Below are 18,591 nucleotides of genomic sequence, written 5' to 3' on the forward strand. Positions count from 1 at the left end.
GTCTCCGGCGCGGACAGGGAGAGGTGCCGCAGTGGGCGGAAACAGCGCAACGATGGACGGTTCCGGATTCGATGCGAATGCTGGTCTGGCACCCGAAGCCCTGGTGCCGCAGTTTCCCGGGCCTGCGGTGCTGTTCGATGGCGACGGCGGCGTGCAGCAGGCCAATGATGCCGCGGCCCCCTTGCTCACGGCGCTGGCCGAGGGACAATTGCCCAATCTCGCCACGCTGATCGATGCCGTGCTGCGCGACGGCCACATGCGCCAGGACCGCGCCGATGTGCCGGGCCCGCGTGGCGGCAGTGCCCTGCAGGTGACTCTCATTCCCTATGGCACGCCGGATACGCGCCGGCTGCTGTTGCTCGGTCGTGATGCCACCCTGGAGCGCAACCTGATCCAGGCGCTGATGCAGTCGCGCCAGCTGTTCAAGGACCTAGTCACCTGTTCCACCGATTTCGCCTGGGAGACCAAGGCGGATGGCAGATTCAGCTTTGTCTCGCCGCGTGGCGCGCTGGGCTACAGTGCGCGCGAGCTGGATGGTCGCCCGGCCCGTGACTTCGCTGCCGAAGATGCGCCGCTCACGCCGCGGCCGTCCGTCTGGCCGTTCGAGGCCCAGGAGGCGATGGATGCCGCCGAGGTGTTCCTGCAGCGCAAGGATGGCAGCGTCGGCTGCTTCGAGGTTTCCTGCCTGCCGGTGCACGATGCGAAGGGCGGCTGGACTGGCGTGCGCGGGGTGGCCCGCGATGTCACCGAGGCGCGCGAACGCGTCGAGGCCCTGCGGCGCGCCCATAAGCAGCTTGACAAGCTGGCCAGCACCGATGGCCTCACCGGCATGCTCAATCGCCGCGCCTTCCTGGCCGAACTGGACAAACGGCTCGGCCGCCATCTGCGCAATGCCAAGCGGGGTACGCTGATCTATTTCGATCTCGATAATTTCAAGAAGGTGAACGACGTGCGCGGCCATCAGGCCGGCGACGATGTCTTGCGCACCGTGGCTGAAATCACCCGCCGGATTCTGCGCGGCGTCGACCTTGCCTCGCGGATCGGCGGCGATGAATTCCTGCTCTGGCTCGAAGAGGTGGATCGCGCCACCGCCGAACCGATCGCGGCCCGCCTGCACGGGGCAACCCGCGATCTGGACCGGGATTATGGCGTGGAAGGCTTCCCGCTGGGCTTTTCCATTGGCGCGGTATTCTCCCGCCTCGACGGGCCGGAAACCGCGGAAGCCTTGATCGCAAGAGCCGACGAGGCGATGTATGTCGCCAAGAAAGGCGGCAAGGGGCGTAGTTTCATCGCGCCCCTGCCGGATAACGACAGCGGAGTCTCGGCGTGAGCGGCAAGGGGATCGAATACGACAAGGCCAAGCTGCTGGCGGCCTCCAGCAATGCAGCCGAGCGCCTGAAGCTGGCGCAGCGCGCCGATACGCAGCCCGAGATCCTGTATTACCTGGCCATCGACGAGGCTGAGGCCGTGCGTCGCGCCATCGCCGATAACGAGGCGACGCCGGCCCAGGCGCATCTGCTGCTGGCCAACGACACCTCCGAGGAAGTGCGCCGCCGCCTGGCCGCCAAGGTAGCCCGCCTGCTGCCCGATATGCCGGCCGATGAAGCCGGCAAGGCGCGAGAACTGGCAATCCAGACGCTTGAGCTGCTGGCGCAGGACGAACTGGCCCGCATCCGCGCCGCACTGTCGGATGCGCTGAAGTCGGCCACCAATGTGCCGCATCATCTGATCAGGCAGCTGGCGCAGGATGTCGAGCTGATCGTCTCGGCCCCGGTGCTGCAATTCTCGCCGCTGCTGACCGATGATGACCTGCGCGAGATCGTCGCCTCCTCGGCGCAGTCCGGCGCACTGACTGCCATCGCGCAGCGTATAGGCCTGTCGGCCGGCGTGTCGGATGTGATTGCCGCCACCCGCGACGTCTCGGCCGTGACGGCGTTGCTGGCCAATGATTCGGCCCAGATCCGCGAGGAGACGCTGGACCTCATCCTCGATGCCGCGCCCAGCGTGGAAGCCTGGCACGAGCCGCTGGTGCAGCGTCCCAATCTGCCCGGCGGCGCCGCCAAGCGCATCGCCGGCTTCGTTGCGTCTTCGCTGCTCAGCCTGTTGGCCAGCCGCAAGGACCTGCCGGCCGACGCGCTGGCCGTCGTGCGGCAGGTGATGGAAAAGCGCCTGGATGTAAAGCTCGAAGAAGAGCCGGAGAAGGCCGCCGATGACGAAGGCGACGGTCATACGCCGATGGCCGAGGCCGAGGTCAAGATCAAGAAACTGATCAAGGCCAAGAAGCTCGACAGCGACGCCGTGCAGGATGCGATCGAGCGCAACGATCGCAATTTCGTGCTGCAGGCCCTGATCCAGAACGGCCGGATTCCGCTGTCGGTGATCCAGAAGGCCCTCGATGCCCGCAACGGTCGGCTGATTACCGCACTGGTCTGGCGTGCGCAGTTCAGCATGCGGACGGCTGTGATGGTGCAGCGCGACCTCGCGCGCGTGCCGCCGCGCATGATGCTGAATGCCCGCAACGGCAGCGACTATCCGATGAGCAAGGCCGAGCTGGAAGAGCAGCTCAAGATTCTCGGCCTTTAAGCCGCGCTGTCGTCGACCACGCGAAGCGTCTGTTTCCGTGCCTCGCGCAGCTGCAGCAGCTGGGCTGCGGTCGCAATGGCGATCTCGCCCGGATGTTTGCCCGATACGCCCTCGACGCCGATCGGGCAGGTCAGTCTGGCGATCTGCTGTTCGCTCAGGCCCAGCTCGCGGAAGCGTTTGACGAAGCGGGCGCGTTTGGTCTCCGAGCCGATCAGGCCGATATAGGAAAAGCGGTCTTCCAGCAGGGCTTTTGCCACGATCCCGAGATCGAGGGCATGGCTGTGACTTATCACCAGCAGCCAGGCATCGTCGGGCAGGCCGGCGATCTCGCGCTCCGGCGCATTGGTCACTTCCACGCTCACGCCCGGCGGCACATGGTCGGGGAATTCGTCGGGTCGCGGATCGAACCAACGGATCTTGCAGGGCAGGGCGCTGAGAACCTGAACGATGGCCTTGCCGACATGGCCGGCACCGAACAGCGCCACGGTGAACAGGTCCGGTCGCTGCGGCTCGAACAACAGCGTCATGGTGCCGCCGCAGCATTGCCCCAGCGAAGGCCCGAGCGGGAACTTGCGCAAGTCCGGGCCGCGCCTGGCGACCAGCATTTGGCGCGCGATCTCGATGGCGCGAAATTCCAAGGTGCCGCCGCCGATGGTGCCCACGATATCGTCCGGCGTCACCACCATCTTGGTGCCGGCCTCGCGCGGCGCCGAACCATCGGTCGCTGCCACAGTGACCAGCACGGCGGGAATGCCGCGCTGCTCCAGGTCGCTCAGGGCATTCAGCCAGTTCATTTCGCAGCCATGCTGTCGGCTGCGGTGGTCTGGTGGCGCGCGGCATGGATCGCCAGCAGCAGGCGTTCGGGCGTCGCCGGTGCATCCAGCTGCAGATGATGCGTGCCGGCGGCGGCAATGGCTGCATCTTTCAGAGCCAGCCAGCCGGAGATGCCCAGCATGAAGGGCGGCTCGCCCACGGCTTTCGAGCGGAAGACCGTGTTCGCCGGATTGGCGCGCCCGGAGACCAGTTGCACCCGGAAATCTTCCGGCAGGTCGCGCGCCGTGGGAATCTTGTAGGTGCTGGGTGCATGGGTGCGCAGGCGGCCCTTATCGTCCCACCACAGCTCTTCCATGGTCAGCCAGCCCAGGCCCTGAATGTAAGCGCCTTCCACCTGACCGAGATCGATGGCGGGATTGAGCGAGCTGCCGCAATCGTGCAGCAGGTCGGCGCGGGTGAATCGGTATTCTCCGGTCAGCGTATCGAGCAGCACTTCGGTGACGGCGGCGCCATAGGCGAAATAGTAGAAGGGCTGGCCGCGCCCGGTGGCGCGGTCGAAATGGATATCGGGTGTGGCATAGAAGCCCGAAGCTGAAAGCTGCACCCGCGCCATCCAGGCCTTGTGCGCGACCTCGGCAAAGCTCAGGGACTTGCCGCCGCCACGCACCTGGTCATTGGCGAACACCACCTGATCCGGCGACACGCCCAGCAGCGGCGCCGCCACTTCGGCCAGGCGACCGCGAATCTCCAGGGCGGCATTCTCCGCCGCCTTGCCGTTCAGGTCGGCGCCGGCGGAAGCCGCCGTGGCCGAGGTGTTGGGCACCTTGTCGGTGCGCGTTGCCATGATGCGGATATTGTCCAGGCCGATGCCGAAGGTTTCGGCCACCACCTGCGCCACCTTGATATACAGCCCCTGGCCCATCTCGGTACCGCCGTGATTGAGCTGCACCGAACCATCCTCATAGACCAGCACCAGCGCGCCGGCCTGGTTGAGGAAGGTGGTGGTGAACGAGATGCCGAATTTCACCGGATTGAGCGCCAGGCCCTTCTTCACATAGGGGCTCTGTGCGTTGAAGGCCTCGATCTCCTGCCGGCGGCGCCTGTAGTCGCTGCTGGCCAGCAGTTCATCCAGCAGCTCGGGCAGGATGTTGTCCTTGATGGTCTGGAAATACGGCGTGACGTTGTTCTCCGTCTTGCCGTAGAGATTGGCCAGTCGCACCGCCAGCGGATCGCGCTTCAGATAGCGCGCAATCTCGTCGATCACATATTCCGTCGTCGCCATGCCCTGCGGGCCGCCAAAGCCGCGAAACGCCGTGTTCGATACCGTATTGGTCTTGCAGCACAGCCCGGTGATGGTGACGTCTGGCAGCCAGTAGCTGGAATCGGCATGGAAGACGGCGCGGTCGACCACGGCGCCGGTCAGATCGGTGGTCCAGCCGCCGCGTCCGGCCAGCACGGCCTCGTACCCGAGGATGCGGCCCTCATCATCGAAGCCGACATCGTAACGGTTCCAGAAATCATGGCGCTTGCCGGTGATCGCCATATCCTCGTCGCGGTCGAGCCGCAGCTTGACCGGCCGCGCCGTTTTCTGTGCCAGCACGGCCGCGATGCAGGCGAACTGCGCCGCCTGGGTTTCCTTGCCGCCAAAGCCGCCGCCCATGCGCCGGCATTCCACGGTGACGGCGTGCAGCGGGCAGTCCAGTACGCGCGCCAGCAACTTCTGCACTTCGGAGGGGTGTTGCGTCGAGCAACGCACAATCACATCGCCGTCCTCGCGCGGTTCCGCCTGGCTGACCTGGCCTTCGAGATAGAAATGATCCTGGCCACCCAGATGCAGTTCGCCCTTGAGGCGGTGCGGCGCTTTTGCAATCGCTGCCGTGGCATCGCCGCGGTTCAGGCCCAGCGGCGGCAGCAGGAAGGATTGTTTTTCGACCGCGTCCTCGATGCTGAGGATCGCCGGCAGGTCCTCATACTCCACCCGCACCAGTTTTGCCGCTCGCCGGGCGGTGGCGAGATCGACAGCCGCAATCGCGGCCACCGGATGACCATGGAATTCCACCACGCCATCGGCCAGCATGGGTTCAGGGCCTTTGACGGGTGCGATATCGGCATTGCCGGGCACATCGGCCACCGTGATGGCCGCCAGCACGCCGGGCAGGGCCAGCGCGCGGCTGACATCGACCTTGAGGATTTTCGCATGTGTGCGGTCGCTCAGGTGCAGCGCGGCATGCAGCAGGCCTTCAGGCTCGGGCAGGTCGTCGATATAGCGCGCCATACCGCTGACATGCTTGGGCGCGCTGTCATGCTTGACCGGCTTGTGGACGACGGCCGTCATTCCGCCGCCTCCACGCTGATCTTTTCGCCGCGACTGACCTCCAGGCAGAATTTGCGCAGGAGGTTCTGTGCTGCCAGCAGGCGATAGGCGGCCGAGGCGCGCATGTCGCTCATCGGCTGGTAATCCTCGGCGAGCGCCATCACCGCCGGTTCGATCTCGGCCGGTACAAACCGCTTCCCCAGGAGTGCGGCCTCGGTTTTGTTCGCCCGCGCTGGCGTGCCGGCCATGCCGCCATAGGCAATGCGGGCGCTCTGCACCACATCGCCTTGCAGTGTGACGTGAAATGCCGCCAGTACGGCGGAAATATCCTGGTCGAAGCGTTTTGACAGCTTGTAGATGCCGAAGCGGCTCTGCGGTCCGAGTTTCTGCACGGTCACGCCCGCGACGAACTCGCCTGGCTGCAAGGCGGTCTTGCGGTAGGCGAGGAAGAAATCCTCCAGCGGCAGGCTGCGGCTGCCCGACGCCTTGCTCTGCAGGGTCAGGGTCGCACCAAGCGCAATCAGCGCCGGCATGCTGTCGCCGATCGGGCTGCCATTGGCGATATTACCGCCAATCGTCCCGGAATTGCGGATCTGGGTCGAACCCAGCCGGCGCACCATGCGGGCGAAATCCCGATGCAGGCTCTCGATGGCGGCAAAGGCATCGATATAGGTGACGCCGGCGCCGATCTCGATGCGGTCGCCATGATCGACCAGCCGTTTCAGCTCGGCCACGCGGCCGAGATAGACGATATTGCGCGGCTGGCGATGCTGCTTCGTCACCCACAGGCCCACATCGGTGCCGCCGGCCAGCATCCAGCTTTCGCCATCGGACAGGGTGCTCAGGCTGTCGGCCAGTTCTGCAGTGCTGCGCGGCGCCAGGAAACTGCCCTGCGGCGTCGCATGATTCAGCATGCGGTCGCGTTTAAGCGCTGCGAGCTGTTGCAGCAGTGCCGCTTCCTGCGGCGCGAAGCGGTCATCCGTGCCGGAATCATACATGCGCTGCCCGGCTTCCAGGATCGGGCGATAGCCGGTGCAGCGGCACAGGTTGCCGGCCAGGGCATCCTTCAGGCTGCTGTCATCGGCTTTGTCATGGGTCTTGTAATACCCGAACAGCGACATGACGAAGCCGGGCGTGCAGAAGCCGCATTGCGAGCCATGGGCATCGACCATGGCCTGCTGCACCGGATGCAGATGTTTGCCATCCGCCAGATCGTCGACGGTGAACAGCGCCTTGCCGTCCAGCTGGTGTACGAACAGGATGCAGGCATTGATGGCGCGATGTTGCAGGCTGCCGTCCGGTCCGGCTTCGGCCACCACCACGGTGCAGGCGCCGCAGTCGCCTTCGGCGCAGCCTTCCTTCGATCCGGTGCGGCGAAGGCGGGTGCGCAGATACCCCAGCACCGTCATGGTGTGGGGAACATCGGGTTCCACCGTCACCACCTCGCCACGCGAGACGAACCTTGCCGGTTCGGACATCACTTCCGCTCCCTGAAGCCCCGTGAAAGGGCCCGCGTCAGCTCATCAGATCGCTGCCGCGGAACGCCCAGCCAGTCATGCGCCGCTCAAACCAGACCGCGACCGCATACATGACCACGCCCATGGCGGCCACGACGATCAAGCCGGCGAAGACCAGCGGCACATTATAGCTCGAAGATGCCGAGAGCATCAGGTATCCGATGCCCTCGTTGGACGCGACGGTTTCCGCGATCACCGAGCCGACAAAGGCCAGGGTAATGGCGATTTTCAGCGACGCGAACAAATAGGGCATGGCGCGCGGCAGGCCGATTTTGGTGAGGATTTCGGTCTTGGTCGCACCCAGGCTGCGCAGCACATCGCGCAGCTCCGGCTCGATGGTGGCGAGGCCGGTGGCCACGTTCACCACGATGGGGAAGAAGGAAATCACGAAGGCAGTGATGATCGCCGGCACGGTACCGATGCCGAACCAGATCACCAGCACCGGCACCAGGGCCACTTTCGGGATCGAGTTGAAACCGACCAGCACGGGATAGAGCCCGACATAGACCAGCCGCGAGGCGCCGATGAAGACGCCGAGCAGGCCGCCGCCGATCACGCCGAGAACGAAGCCGGCGGTGGTGGTGAACAGGGTCTGCAGGGCATGATGGGTGATCTGCGGCGCGAACTTGACCATCGCTTCGAACACAACGCTGGGGCGCGGCAGGATGAAGGTTTCCACGCGGGTGACCACGCAGACGACCTCCCACAGCACGAACAGGCCGATGGTGACCATCCAGGGCATAGCCCTGACGAGGTTTTTCTCGTTCATCACGATTCCCTCACCGAATGGATATGCTCGCGCAGCTCATGCACGATTGAACCGAAATGCGGCTCGAAGGTGGTGTCCAGCGTGCGCGGGCGCGGAATGTCGATTTCCTTGGACAGAATGATCCTGCCTGGGCGTTTGCTCATGACGAAGACGCGGTCGGCCAGATAGGTCGCTTCGCGCAGGTCATGGGTGATCAGGATCGCGGTGAAGCGCTTTTCCATCCACAGCTTCTGCATCACGCCCCACAATTCCTCGCGGGTGAAGGCATCCAGCGCGCCGAACGGTTCGTCCAGCATCAGCAGGCGGGGATTGTGGATGATCGAGCGGCAGACATTGGCACGCTGCTGCATGCCGCCCGACAGCTGCCAAGGGAATTTGTCGGCGAAATCGGCCAGGCCCACGGTCTTGAGCAGGGCCATGGCCTGCTCGATATAGGCTTTCTTTTCCTTGCGCAGGCGGCGCTTGTGCGGCTCGACGATCTCGAGCGGCAGCATCACGTTGTCCAGCGTGGTGCGCCAGGGCAGCAGGGTGGAGTTCTGGAACGCCATACCCACGCCCTGGATGGGTCCGTTCACCGGCTTGCCGCCGATGGTGATGCTGCCCTGGGTGCAGCCGAGCAGACCGGTGACCAGCTTCATCAGGGTAGACTTGCCGCAACCCGAAGGTCCGACCACGGCGACAAACTCGCCTTCCTGGATGTCGATATTGAGGTCCTGGACCGCCAGGGTCTGTTCTTCCGCCTGCTGATAGGTGAGGCTGACCGCGTTGATCTTGACGAAAGCCGGGCCCTGCATCACGCCAGCTCCGGTGCCGGCCGGCGCTCGGACACGCGGCCGCATAAGATTATTATCGCGTTCATCTGCGATCGGTCCCCCTGCAAAATCCTGTCGGATTTATCCCCTCGTTGCGGTGATGCGTGCACCGCACATAAAGGAATTGTAAACACTGTTGCTGCGGAATTGTAAACATTTATCGCCTGCCCGATTCCCGGGCAATCGGAGCATTTCATGAGCGACGCCAGCGCCGGTCTTGCGCGCGAGGAACGCCGCGCCATCGCCTGGCGCATCAGTCTGTATTTCGCGGCCTTGTTCGTGGTGCCGGGCGTGCATCTGCCCTTCTGGTCGGTCTGGCTCGAGTCGCGGGGCCTGAGCGCACCGGAAATTTCCATCGTGATCGCGGCTGGCATCTGGATTCGCCTGTTCGCCGGTCCGGTGGCTGCGCATCTGGTGGATCGCAGCGGCGCGCGCCGCCAGGCCATCATCCTGCTGGCCTGGGCAAGCTTCGTGCTGTTCAGTGCCTTCTGGTGGACCCATGGCTTCTGGGCCATCTTCCTGCTCAGCCTCGCGCACGCCATCCTGTGGTCGCCGATCACGCCCTTCAGCGAAAATATCGCGCTGCTGGCTGCCGGCCGCTACAGTCTGCAATACGGCCGCCTGCGGCTCTGGGGTTCCTTGAGCTTCCTGGTCACCGCCTATCTCGCCGGCCTGTGGCTGAAGGGCCGCGATGGCGACTGGATTTACGCGATGCTGCTGGTCGGTCTGCTGATCCTGGCGCTGGGCAGTCATTTGCTGCCCGATCTGCGCCTGCCGCTGGATCGACCGAAGCTGACCGGCGCGCCGGCGCTGCGGCTGTTGCGCAACAAATTCTTCCTCGCCTTCCTGGGCGCCGGCGCCTGCCTGCAGGCGACGCATGCCATGCTTTACACCTTCGGCACGCTGCAATGGCGCAATGCGGGCCTGTCTGACGCACAGATCGGCTTTCTGTGGGCCGAGGGCGTCCTCGCTGAAGTGATTCTGTTCGCGGTGGGACAGCGCGTGGCGCTGCGGCTTGGCGGTGTCGGCCTGCTCTGGCTCGCCTGCATCGGTGGCGTGATCCGCTGGAGCCTCACCGGCCTGACCGGCGATTTCACGCTGCTGGTCGCACTGAACCTGCTGCATGCGGCCACGTTCGGCTGCGCCCATCTCGGCGCCATGCGGCTGCTGTCGGACGGCACCGATCCGCAGGCCTCGGCCTCGGCGCAGAGTCTGTATACGGCGGCGAATGCCTCGGTGCTGGCCAGCGTCACGCTGCTGATCGGCCCGCTGTTTCCGTATGCCGACGGGCTGACCTATCTGGCGATGGTGCCGTTATCGCTGCTTGGCGGATTCTTCGCGCTGCTGCTGTGGCGCCGGCGCGACCGTATCCTCTTCACGCCGGTTTAGGCACCCGCTTCTTCAGCCATATCACTAGCCCGGTGGCGAACAGCAGGGCCGGCAGGATCCCGGCGATGAACACGATCAGCCGGCCGATTTCGCCGGCCACGTAGCCGGTATGCAGCGGGTAGGGCAGCTGGTCGAAGATCAGGTTGGCCTTCGGCAGTTCCGATACGCGTTGCATATCCAGCACCTTGCCGCTGGCGTCGAACAGCACATAGCTGCGGCCGTTCTGGTGGATTTCGCCCGGTTCGCGCAGGCGGATGCGGGTCGGTCCGTCGGCCCGCGCCGGCGGCAGGATGAAGACCAGCCGGGATCCGGGCATCAGCCGCAGTGCGTCGTCTGCCAACGCGTCGAGCGACCGGACCGGTCCTGCCGGCGCCGTGGCGGCCGGGCGCTTCTGCGGTGTGCCGCCGAACAGCGCCATCGTCGGCAGCAGGGCTTCACGGAAGGAAATCATGCTGCCGCTGACGGAAAGCAGCAGCAGCGGTATGGCAATCACGCCACCGCCCACCTTGTGCAGGTCGAAGCTGCGGCGGAACCACGACATGTTGCGCCAGCGCAGGGTGAAGGCCTGCCGCCACATGCGGGGGCGCGGCCACCACAGGATGATCCCGGTGATGGCGCTGACCGCGAATAACACGCCGAGCCAGCCGACAATGTCGCGTCCTGCAGCTGCCAGCAGCAGGCGGCTGTGCAGGTCGGCGATGACGGGCAGCCAGTCGCCGGGCAGCGGGCCGATCAGGACGCCGGAATAGGGATCGACCAGCAGGGTCTCGCGAGCCCCGCCGGGCTTAACCATCACTGCCTGCACCGGGCGGTCAGCGGCCTCGGGATAGCGCAGCGTGTTGACCCGTGCGCCGGGCAGGGCGGCCTGAGCGGCGGCGATGAGGCGGGATGGCGGCGCCGCTGCGGGGCCGACCGTCACCTGCATTTCACGCGGATAGAGAAGATCGAGAAGTTCGTCCTGGTAGACCAGGAGGCTGCCGGTCAGGCCGAGCAGCACGAACAGCACGCCGCCCGCCAGCCCGATCCAGAGATGCAGGCGGCGCCAGAGTTGTCGCAAGGTCACTGGCGCCGCCCCATATCTTTAACGTCCCATATCAGAATACGAACTTGGTCTGAATATAGGCGGTCCGCGGTGCGCCGGCAAAGATGCCGCCGTTCGCCTCGATCGAGGCCCGAGTGTAGTAGGGCTGATCGAAGATATTGGTCACGCCGAAGGCGACGGTCGGACCCTTGGCGAAGTCGTAGGCGACCTGGCCGTTCCAGAGGACATAGCCGGGAATATAGCCGGCCTTGCCGTTGGCGCTGGCGAGCGCGGTATTCGCATCGTCAGAATTCTGCTGCGACTGGCCATAGGCATTCAGGTTGAAGGTCCATTCTTGGACGCGGTAGCGCGTGCCCAGCGTGGCGACATGTGGCGAATAGAGCTGCAGGTCGTTGCCCTTGGTGGCGCCCTGCATGCGTTCGGCCTTGGTGAACGCATAGGTGCCATAGATGCTGAGACCCTTCATCGCGGCATTCAGCGCGCCAAGGTCATATTCGGCTGCCGTCTCTAAACCGCGATGGCGGGTTGCGCCGGTGTTGATGTTGACGCTGTTGACCGACTCGATCTGGTCTTCGAAATCGATCCAGAACAGGCCGCCTTCCAGCGACAGCGGCCCGGCCTTGTAGCGCGCGCCGAGTTCATAGGTCTTGGCCCGTTCGGGGTTCAGGCTGCTGGCACCGCCAGCCGCCGTCTCGCCCAGCGCCAGATGGGTCACCGGGTTGAACGAAGTGGAGTAGTTGGCATAGCCGAACAGCTCCTTGGTGACTTCCCAGCCGAGGCTCAGCGAGGGCAGGGGTTCGTTGTATTTCTGGGTATCGCGATACCCGGTGAGCATGTTGGTGCGGTCGACTTCCACCTTCTCGAAGCGGATGCCCGGCGTCACCGTGACAGCACCGAGTTTCATGGCGTCGTCGACATAGACGGCATGGGCTTCGGTCGAGCCATCGGTGTAACGGTTGCGTGCTTCATTCACCGAGAAGGGATTGCCGCCGGCGCCGAAACCGGTGCGGCGGAACCGCATCTCGTCCGTCGACTCCGTCATGTAGCGATAGCCGATCGAGGCGGCATGCTTGATCGCGCCGGTTTCGGCCAGCGCCGTGAAGCGCGGCTCGAAGCCATAGACGCTGTAATTGCGCGGCAGCCGGTCGAGGATGGTCAGTGACTGGTTGCTGCCGCCGTTGACGGATGCTGCCGGGGCTGAAGCGATCGTGAGTTCGCGGAAGGCCTGGGTGTAGAAACCGGTGGTTTCCAGACGGTAGTTGCCGTTGAACTCGTTCACGTATTTCAGCACATACTCGTCGCGCTCGCCGACAAACCGTTCATGCGAATGCGTCGACTGGTAGGGATTGGCGCTGTAGGCCGCCTGGGTCAGCGGGCCGGGCGTGTTGGCATCGGCACTGTAATGACGCAGGCGGGTCTCCAGCCGGCTGTTCTCGGTCAGCGCGAGGCGGCCCTTCAGCATGAAATCGTCGATGTCATGGGTGGCGTTGTTGCGATAGCCTTCCCCGTGGTTGCCGGAATAGAACACCGCCAGGCCGCTGCCATTCTCCAGCGAACCGCCGAACATCAGGTCGGACTTGCCGACCATGCGGGTGCCGCTGCGGTCACTGGCGGTGCTGTCGCCGCGCAGGCTGATCTCGCCGCCATAGGCGGCGGTGGGAATGTCCTTGGTGACGAAGTTGACCACACCGCCCGAGGTGCCGGGCCCATAGCGCACGGAACCGCCGCCCTTGACCACGTCGATGGCCTGCAGCATGCCGAGCGACACCGCGCCCAGCGAGGTTTCCGGCTGGCCGTACAGCGCATTGGCCAGCGGCACGCCATCCATCAGGATGGTGGAGCCGGCGCTCAGCCGCGAGGTCATGCCGCGGATGCCGATATTGAGGGCGTAGTCGCCGCCGCCGCTACCGTTGGGCGGCGGGGTCTGCACGCCGGGGATGGCGCGGATCGCGTCGGTCACCGTGGCGGCGCCGCTCTGCTCGAACTGGTCCTGGCGGACCACGCTGCGGCCGCCCGCATGGGTGCGCACCACTTCCGGATCGGCCTCGCCGAGCCAGTCGCCGGCGGCGTTGACGGTGATGCTTTGCAGCAGCACGGGCTGGCTGCCCTGGGCGCGGGCAGAGGTGAAAGCCGGCAGAGCCAGCAGCAGGCCCAAGGTCAGTCCCTGGGCGGTGGCGGTTCCCCTGAAGTGCAAGTTCATAGTGAGACTCATTATTATTATCAGACTTAGGCCTATTTCCCCCAAACCGCCCGTAACGTCAAGACATGTTGTTTCGCTGACGGAAATTTGTTGCAGGCAAAGAAAAGCCCGCGGCGAACCGCGGGCTTTTTAGAACGATACTAAAAGTGAGGCTTATGCGGACTTCGCGGCGGCCTCCGGCAGCGGCATGGCCCGGAAGGTCTGCTTGCTGGCCACCATCAGGGCATTGGCCACGGCCGGTGCCACCGGCGGCGTACCGGGCTCACCGATGCCGGTCGGCTTTTCCGTCGACGGCACGATATGCACCTCCACCTTCGGCATCTCGTGGATGCGCAGCACTTCGTAATCGTGGAAGTTCGATTGCTCGACGACGCCGTCCTTCATCACGATGCCACCCTTCAGCAGCGGCGTCAGGCCGAAGCCGATGCCGCTTTCCACCTGGGCCCGGATGATGTCCGGGTTGATCGGCTGGCCACAGTCGACGGCAGCGGTGATTTTCTCCACCTTCCAGCCGCCATCCGCCTTGTAGGAAATCTCGGCGACCTCGGCGACATAGGAGGAGAAGGACTCATGCACGGCGATGCCGCGATAGCGGCCGGCCGGCAGCGGCTTGCCCCAGCCGGCCTTTTCGGCGGCAAGGTTCAGCACGCCCAGATGACGCGGATGCTTGGTCAGCAGCTTGCGCCGCAGGCCAAGAGGGTCCTGACCGGTCGCTTGGGCGATCTCGTCGAGGAACACTTCGGTGGCGAAGGCGGTATGCGTGCTGCCCACCGACCGCCACCACAGCACCGGCACGCCGGTCTTGGTGGTGTGCAGTTCGACCTGCAGGTTGGGGATGGCATACGGCAGGTTGGCGGCGCCTTCCACCGAGGTGATATCGACGCCGTCCTTGACCATGAACTGCTCGAACGCCGTGCCGGCCATGATCGACTGGCCGACGATGCGATGGCGCCAGGCCAGGATATTGCCCTGCGCATCGACGGCGGCGGCCAGCGCGTGGTGATACATCGGGCGGTAATAGCCGCCGCGGATATCGTCCTCGCGGGTCCACATCAGCTTGACCGGCACCGCCTTGCCATAGGCCTTGGCGATCTTTGCGTTTTCAACGATGAAGTCCGACGCCATATTGGCGCGACGGCCGAAGCTGCCGCCGGCATAGAGCGTGTTGATCTTCACATTCTCCGGCTTGATGCCGAACACGCCGGCCGCATTACCCTGGTCGACGGTCTGGAACTGGTCGCCGGCCCAGATTTCACAACCCTGACCATCGAACTTCACCACGCAGTCCAGCGGCTCCATCGGGGCATGGACCAGATAAGGGAAGTCATAGGTCGCCTGGATCAGCTTGACGCCGGGCCGGGTCAGCGCCGCCTCGACATCGCCGTCCTTGCGGGCGACCTTGCCGGGCTGCTTCGCCAGGTCCTTGTACTCGGCCATGATCGCATCGGTGCCGCGCTTCTCGGCTTTGCTGTCATCCCACTGAATCTCCAACGCCTCGCGGCCCAGCTTGGCAGCCCAGAAATTCTTGGCCACGACTGCCACGCCGCTGTCGATCTGCACCACATCCAGCACACCCGGCACAGCCTTCGCCTTGGCCGCATCGAAGCTTTTCACCGTCGCACCGAAGACCGGCGCGCGCTGCAGCACAGCGGTGACCATGCCCGGCAGCTTGACGTCGATGGTGTACAGCGCGGCGCCGTTGCTCTTGGCTTTCGCATCCAGACGCGGCGCTTTCTTGCCGATCAGGCCGAACTTCGACGGATCCTTCAGCGTGACTTCGGCCGGCGGCGTCATCGTGCTGGCCTTGGCGGCAAGCTGGCCGAAGGTGGCCTTCTTGCCGGACGCATGGCTGACCACGCCCTTGGAAACGGTGATCTCCTTCGCCGGCACTTTCCATTGCTCGGCGGCGGCGGCCACCAGCATGGCGCGGGCGGTGGCGCCGGCCTTGCGCAGCTGGTCCCAGGAATTGGCCATCGCCGTGCTGCCGCCGGTGCCCTGCATGCCGAAGGCAAGATTGGCATAGAGCTTGGCATCGGCGGGCGCGCCGGTGGCGCGCATCTGGCTCCAGTCGGCATCCAGTTCCTCGGCCACGATGGTGGCCAGGCCGGTATAGGTGCCCTGGCCCATTTCCAGATGCTTCGACAGCACCGTGACGGTGTTATCGGGCGCGATCTGGATGAAGGCATTCATCATCGTCGGTTCGGTCCCGGCTTTCGCCTGGGCCAGCGCCTTGCCGGGCAGCCAGTGGAAACCGACCACGAGGCCGATGCTGGCCGCGCCTGCGCCCTGCAGGAAACGGCGACGCGAAGCAACGGGAAGTTTGATCTGTGTCTGGTCCGTCATGATCAGGCCCTCACGGTCTTGGCGGCGTCATGGATGGCGGCGCGGATGCGCACATAGGTGGCGCAGCGGCAGATGTTGCCCTGCATCGCCTCGTCGATCTGCGCATCGCTCGGCTTCGGCGTCTCGGTCAGCAATGCGACCGCCGACATCACCTGACCTGACTGGCAGTAGCCGCATTGTGCGACCTCATGCTTGACCCAGGCATTCTGCACCGCTTGGGCGACCTTGCCCTTGATGCCTTCGATGGTGGTGACCTTCTGGCCTCCGATGGCCGAAAGCGGGGTGGAGCAGGCGCGCACCGGCTGGCCCTCCACATGCATGGTGCAGGCGCCGCATTGCGCCATGCCGCAGCCGAACTTGCTGCCGGTCAGGCCGACCTCGTCGCGCACGGCCCAGAGCAACGGCATGTCGGGGTCGACATCCAGGCTCACGGGTTTTCCGTTCAGGGTGAAATTGATAGCCATGTGTGGTCCTCCACTGGGGCGGTGAAGACGAAAAACGGCAGACCGTCAGGTCCGCTGCGATGAATCTAGGGATCGAAAATCTCTGGGGGCATTCGGGCGGCCCCCTTGCTGGTCAGCGCAATCAGTATACCTCAGGCCGATGGAAACCCGTCTGCAGAATTTCATCGGTGTTTGTGACAGCAGACCGGAAATGACAGGAATGCTGACAAAAAACCATTGGTCTTGCCGGCGTCCCTGCGATTTACTGGCTGCATGACGCAAGCATATAAAACCTCGCTTCCGATGAGCAATAAGGCACCTGTGGCAACCGATAGGCACTCGGCGGAAACCATGCCGGCGACCGCACCGGCAGCCGTGAACTGCATCGAGACCTGCACCTTCACCAAGGAAACCGAAGATCTGGTGCGCGACCTGATGGTGCGCTTCGGCGACAAGTGGAGCCTCTTGGTGATGGACGAGCTCTACGAACGTGGCGCCACGCGGTTTTCCCGCCTGCGCGAGCGGCTCGCCGGTGTCAGCCAGAAGATGCTGACCCAGACCCTGCGCCAGCTCGAACGCGATGGCGTGGTCACGCGCCGCGTCTATGCCGAGGTGCCGCCGCGCGTCGATTACGAACTCACGCCGGCCGGCATCGAGCTGAGCGAGGCGCTCTGCGGTGTCTGGGAATGGGCGATTCGCCACGGCGAAACGGTGGATACCGCCCGCCGCAGCTTTGATGCACAGGGCAAGCCGCAGAAGGATGACTAGGCTCGGCCTGCTGCTGCTGATCGTGCTGCCGCTGCCTGCCTGGGCGCAGGCCGATCTGTTCGCGCCGGTCTTTGCCGTCACCCAGCATCCGCGCTGCTCCAACTGCCACACCGATACGGCGGCGCCGCTGCAGCGCGACGGCCGGCCGCACCAGCCGCCGGTACAGCGCGGGGTGGAGGGCAAGGGTGTGGGCAAGCTGGCCTGTACGACCTGTCACAAGGACCGCAATACCGCCACGGCGCCCGGTGCGCCGGACTGGCGCATGCCCAAAGCGGGCGAGGCGATCTTCCGCAACCGCGACGCAGCGTCGCTCTGCCGGACTCTGCGCGATCCGCAGCGCAACGGCGGGCTGGAGCCGGAAAAGCTGGGGCAGCATTTCGCCGAAGACCAGCTGATCGGCTGGGCCTGGGCGCCCGGTGCGGGCCGCAGCAGTCCGGCACTGCCGCGGGATCATCTGGTGGTGGCGATGGCCGAGTGGCTGCGCGCCGGCGCGCCATGCCCGGACTGAGGTTTTAGTCGGCGCGCCTGGCTTATGCCGCGACCCGGGCGCTGGCCGACAACGGATAGATCGCCACCAGGATGCGGTCGACGGTGACGCCGTCCTCGCTCAGTGGCAGCAGCAGTTTGCCCATATCCGTGTAGATGGCACTGTTGGACGAATTGTCGTGCAGGTAATACGTCGGCGCGCGCTGATCCACGCAGGCCAGAAAATACTTCGCGGTACCGCAGACATTGTAGGGGATTTCGTCGATATACAGCCCGGTAATGCTGTGGCCGCGATAATCGTCGAGCTGGGTGCCGGACAACGCGACGCGGAAGCGCATCTGGTCTGCGCCCGCGGCGGGGCGTTCGACCACGACGATGGCGATATTGCCGAGCCAGGGCCGCAGGTCATGCGGGGTGAAATCGCAGCGGCTGGGCAGGGCGCGCTCGCCGCGCTTCGCATTCCAGAATGCTTCGAGGGCGTTCAGTTCTTCCGGACAGGACATGACACGTCACTCCCCTTCATGCGGCCCCCTGCGGGATTGCAGCGGCGGCGGACTGGTAGCGGAAACTGTGTGTTCGACTGGGAGGGCGGGATTTTTTTGTTGCGGCCATCAAGCCAGCGGTTTGGTCGGATCGCTGTGCCGCCGGTCACAGCCGGTGTTGCGGCGCAACAGGCCTGTGTCTGCGGTCACAGTTTGAGTATGCTGGCGCAAAATGATGGGAGGCGCCCCATGATGGCTCTGGATGACGTGATCGATACCTATTGCGCGGCCTGGAATGCCGGCGATGCGGCCGAGCGCAACCGGCTGCTGCGTGTGGCCTGTACGGCGGATTGACGCTACAGCGATCCGCTGGTGCAGGACCTCGATCGCGCCGCACTGGTCGCCCATATCGGGACGCTGCTCGAGAAATTCCCCGGCAGCCTGATCCGTCGCACCAGCGCCATCGACAGCCATCCGGGCGGTCTGCGCTTCGGCTTCGTGCGCCTGGCGGCCGATGGCAGCGTGATGCGCGAGGGTGTCGATATCTGCGATCTGGGCGAGGGCGGGCGGCTGCGGCGCGTCACCGGCTTCTTCGGTCCGCTCGCGCCGCTTTAGGCCGCAAAAAACCCGCCGGCTCGCACCGGCGGGTTTCTGAACGCGGAATGCCTG

The 18,591-nt window shown here is 65.0% G+C and carries 16 protein-coding genes; 6 read left to right on the plus strand and 10 right to left on the minus strand.

The genetic code is table 11. The features are described from left to right. The first annotated feature begins 52 nt into the window (after window positions 1-52). Both AC1ROB_RS07725 and AC1ROB_RS07730 read left to right on the plus strand, forming a co-directional pair. Window positions 53-1,330, plus strand: a complete 1,278-nt coding sequence (locus tag AC1ROB_RS07725; RefSeq protein ID WP_492971778.1) for a sensor domain-containing diguanylate cyclase — start codon at window positions 53-55, stop codon at window positions 1,328-1,330. Further along, window positions 1,327-2,583 carry a DUF2336 domain-containing protein gene (locus AC1ROB_RS07730; RefSeq protein ID WP_492971777.1) on the plus strand — a complete coding sequence of 419 codons (1,257 nt, stop codon included), beginning with the start codon at window positions 1,327-1,329 and terminating at the stop codon, window positions 2,581-2,583. The genes AC1ROB_RS07725 and AC1ROB_RS07730 overlap by 4 nt, the downstream gene beginning before the upstream one ends. Here the strand turns inward: AC1ROB_RS07730 and xdhC are convergent. From xdhC to AC1ROB_RS07755, 5 genes are read right to left on the minus strand one after another with little or no spacing between them, the layout of a single operon-like run. Continuing rightward, the gene (gene xdhC / locus AC1ROB_RS07735; RefSeq protein ID WP_492971776.1) at window positions 2,580-3,377 is read right to left on the minus strand and encodes a xanthine dehydrogenase accessory protein XdhC; all 798 of its coding nucleotides are present in this window, start codon (window positions 3,375-3,377) and stop codon (window positions 2,580-2,582) included. The two genes, AC1ROB_RS07730 and xdhC, sit on opposite strands and share 4 nt — an antisense overlap. Further along, a complete protein-coding gene (gene xdhB / locus AC1ROB_RS07740) occupies window positions 3,374-5,692 on the minus strand; it encodes a xanthine dehydrogenase molybdopterin binding subunit (protein ID WP_492971775.1) in 2,319 nt (772 codons plus the stop codon). Before xdhB ends, xdhC begins: the two co-directional genes overlap by 4 nt. Continuing rightward, complete coding sequence (xdhA, locus tag AC1ROB_RS07745; protein ID WP_492971774.1) at window positions 5,689-7,149, minus strand: xanthine dehydrogenase small subunit; 1,461 nt, start codon at window positions 7,147-7,149, stop codon at window positions 5,689-5,691. Before xdhA ends, xdhB begins: the two co-directional genes overlap by 4 nt. 37 nt (window positions 7,150-7,186) lie before the next feature. Next, on the minus strand, window positions 7,187-7,957 hold the full coding sequence (locus AC1ROB_RS07750) for an ABC transporter permease (protein ID WP_492971773.1): 771 nt from the start codon (window positions 7,955-7,957) through the stop codon (window positions 7,187-7,189). Further along, window positions 7,957-8,751: an ABC transporter ATP-binding protein gene (locus AC1ROB_RS07755; RefSeq protein ID WP_492971772.1), complete on the minus strand. Its 795-nt coding sequence runs from the start codon at window positions 8,749-8,751 to the stop codon at window positions 7,957-7,959. The genes AC1ROB_RS07750 and AC1ROB_RS07755 overlap by 1 nt, the downstream gene beginning before the upstream one ends. A gap of 213 nt (window positions 8,752-8,964) precedes the next feature. Between AC1ROB_RS07755 and AC1ROB_RS07760 the strand changes: the two genes are divergently transcribed. Further along, window positions 8,965-10,158 carry an MFS transporter gene (locus AC1ROB_RS07760; RefSeq protein ID WP_492971771.1) on the plus strand — a complete coding sequence of 398 codons (1,194 nt, stop codon included), beginning with the start codon at window positions 8,965-8,967 and terminating at the stop codon, window positions 10,156-10,158. On the opposite strand, the gene AC1ROB_RS07765 is transcribed toward AC1ROB_RS07760, so the two are convergent. The 4 genes from AC1ROB_RS07765 to AC1ROB_RS07780 all read right to left on the minus strand — a co-directional run bounded on the left by AC1ROB_RS07765 (window position 10,145) and on the right by AC1ROB_RS07780 (window position 16,207). Continuing rightward, window positions 10,145-11,221, minus strand: coding sequence for a PepSY-associated TM helix domain-containing protein (locus tag AC1ROB_RS07765; RefSeq protein WP_492971770.1), 1,077 nt, complete (start codon window positions 11,219-11,221; stop codon window positions 10,145-10,147). The two genes, AC1ROB_RS07760 and AC1ROB_RS07765, sit on opposite strands and share 14 nt — an antisense overlap. Window positions 11,222-11,252: 31 nt before the next feature. Beyond that, window positions 11,253-13,400: a TonB-dependent receptor family protein gene (locus AC1ROB_RS07770; RefSeq protein ID WP_492971769.1), complete on the minus strand. Its 2,148-nt coding sequence runs from the start codon at window positions 13,398-13,400 to the stop codon at window positions 11,253-11,255. A gap of 153 nt (window positions 13,401-13,553) precedes the next feature. Then, window positions 13,554-15,743 (minus strand): xanthine dehydrogenase family protein molybdopterin-binding subunit, encoded by a 2,190-nt coding sequence (locus AC1ROB_RS07775; protein WP_492971768.1) that lies wholly within the window; start codon window positions 15,741-15,743, stop codon window positions 13,554-13,556. 2 nt (window positions 15,744-15,745) lie between these two features. Next, the gene (locus AC1ROB_RS07780) at window positions 15,746-16,207 is read right to left on the minus strand and encodes a (2Fe-2S)-binding protein (protein WP_492971767.1); all 462 of its coding nucleotides are present in this window, start codon (window positions 16,205-16,207) and stop codon (window positions 15,746-15,748) included. A gap of 330 nt (window positions 16,208-16,537) precedes the next feature. Here AC1ROB_RS07780 and AC1ROB_RS07785 point away from each other — a divergent pair, with 330 nt between their 5' ends. Together AC1ROB_RS07785 and AC1ROB_RS07790 are read left to right on the plus strand one after the other, a co-directional pair. After that, window positions 16,538-16,954, plus strand: a complete 417-nt coding sequence (locus tag AC1ROB_RS07785; RefSeq protein WP_492971766.1) for a winged helix-turn-helix transcriptional regulator — start codon at window positions 16,538-16,540, stop codon at window positions 16,952-16,954. Further along, entirely contained in the window at window positions 16,947-17,462 is a 516-nt protein-coding gene (locus AC1ROB_RS07790) for a hypothetical protein (protein WP_492971765.1), read from the plus strand. The genes AC1ROB_RS07785 and AC1ROB_RS07790 overlap by 8 nt, the downstream gene beginning before the upstream one ends. A gap of 22 nt (window positions 17,463-17,484) precedes the next feature. On the opposite strand, the gene AC1ROB_RS07795 is transcribed toward AC1ROB_RS07790, so the two are convergent. Beyond that, window positions 17,485-17,943 (minus strand): PAS domain-containing protein, encoded by a 459-nt coding sequence (locus tag AC1ROB_RS07795; RefSeq protein WP_492971764.1) that lies wholly within the window; start codon window positions 17,941-17,943, stop codon window positions 17,485-17,487. Window positions 17,944-18,294: 351 nt separating this feature from the next. Here AC1ROB_RS07795 and AC1ROB_RS07800 point away from each other — a divergent pair, with 351 nt between their 5' ends. After that, a complete protein-coding gene (locus tag AC1ROB_RS07800) occupies window positions 18,295-18,537 on the plus strand; it encodes a hypothetical protein (protein ID WP_492971763.1) in 243 nt (80 codons plus the stop codon). The last annotated feature ends 54 nt before the right edge of the window (window positions 18,538-18,591 follow it).

Source organism: Ferrovibrio sp. GW821-FHT12F09 (genome assembly GCF_058806775.1).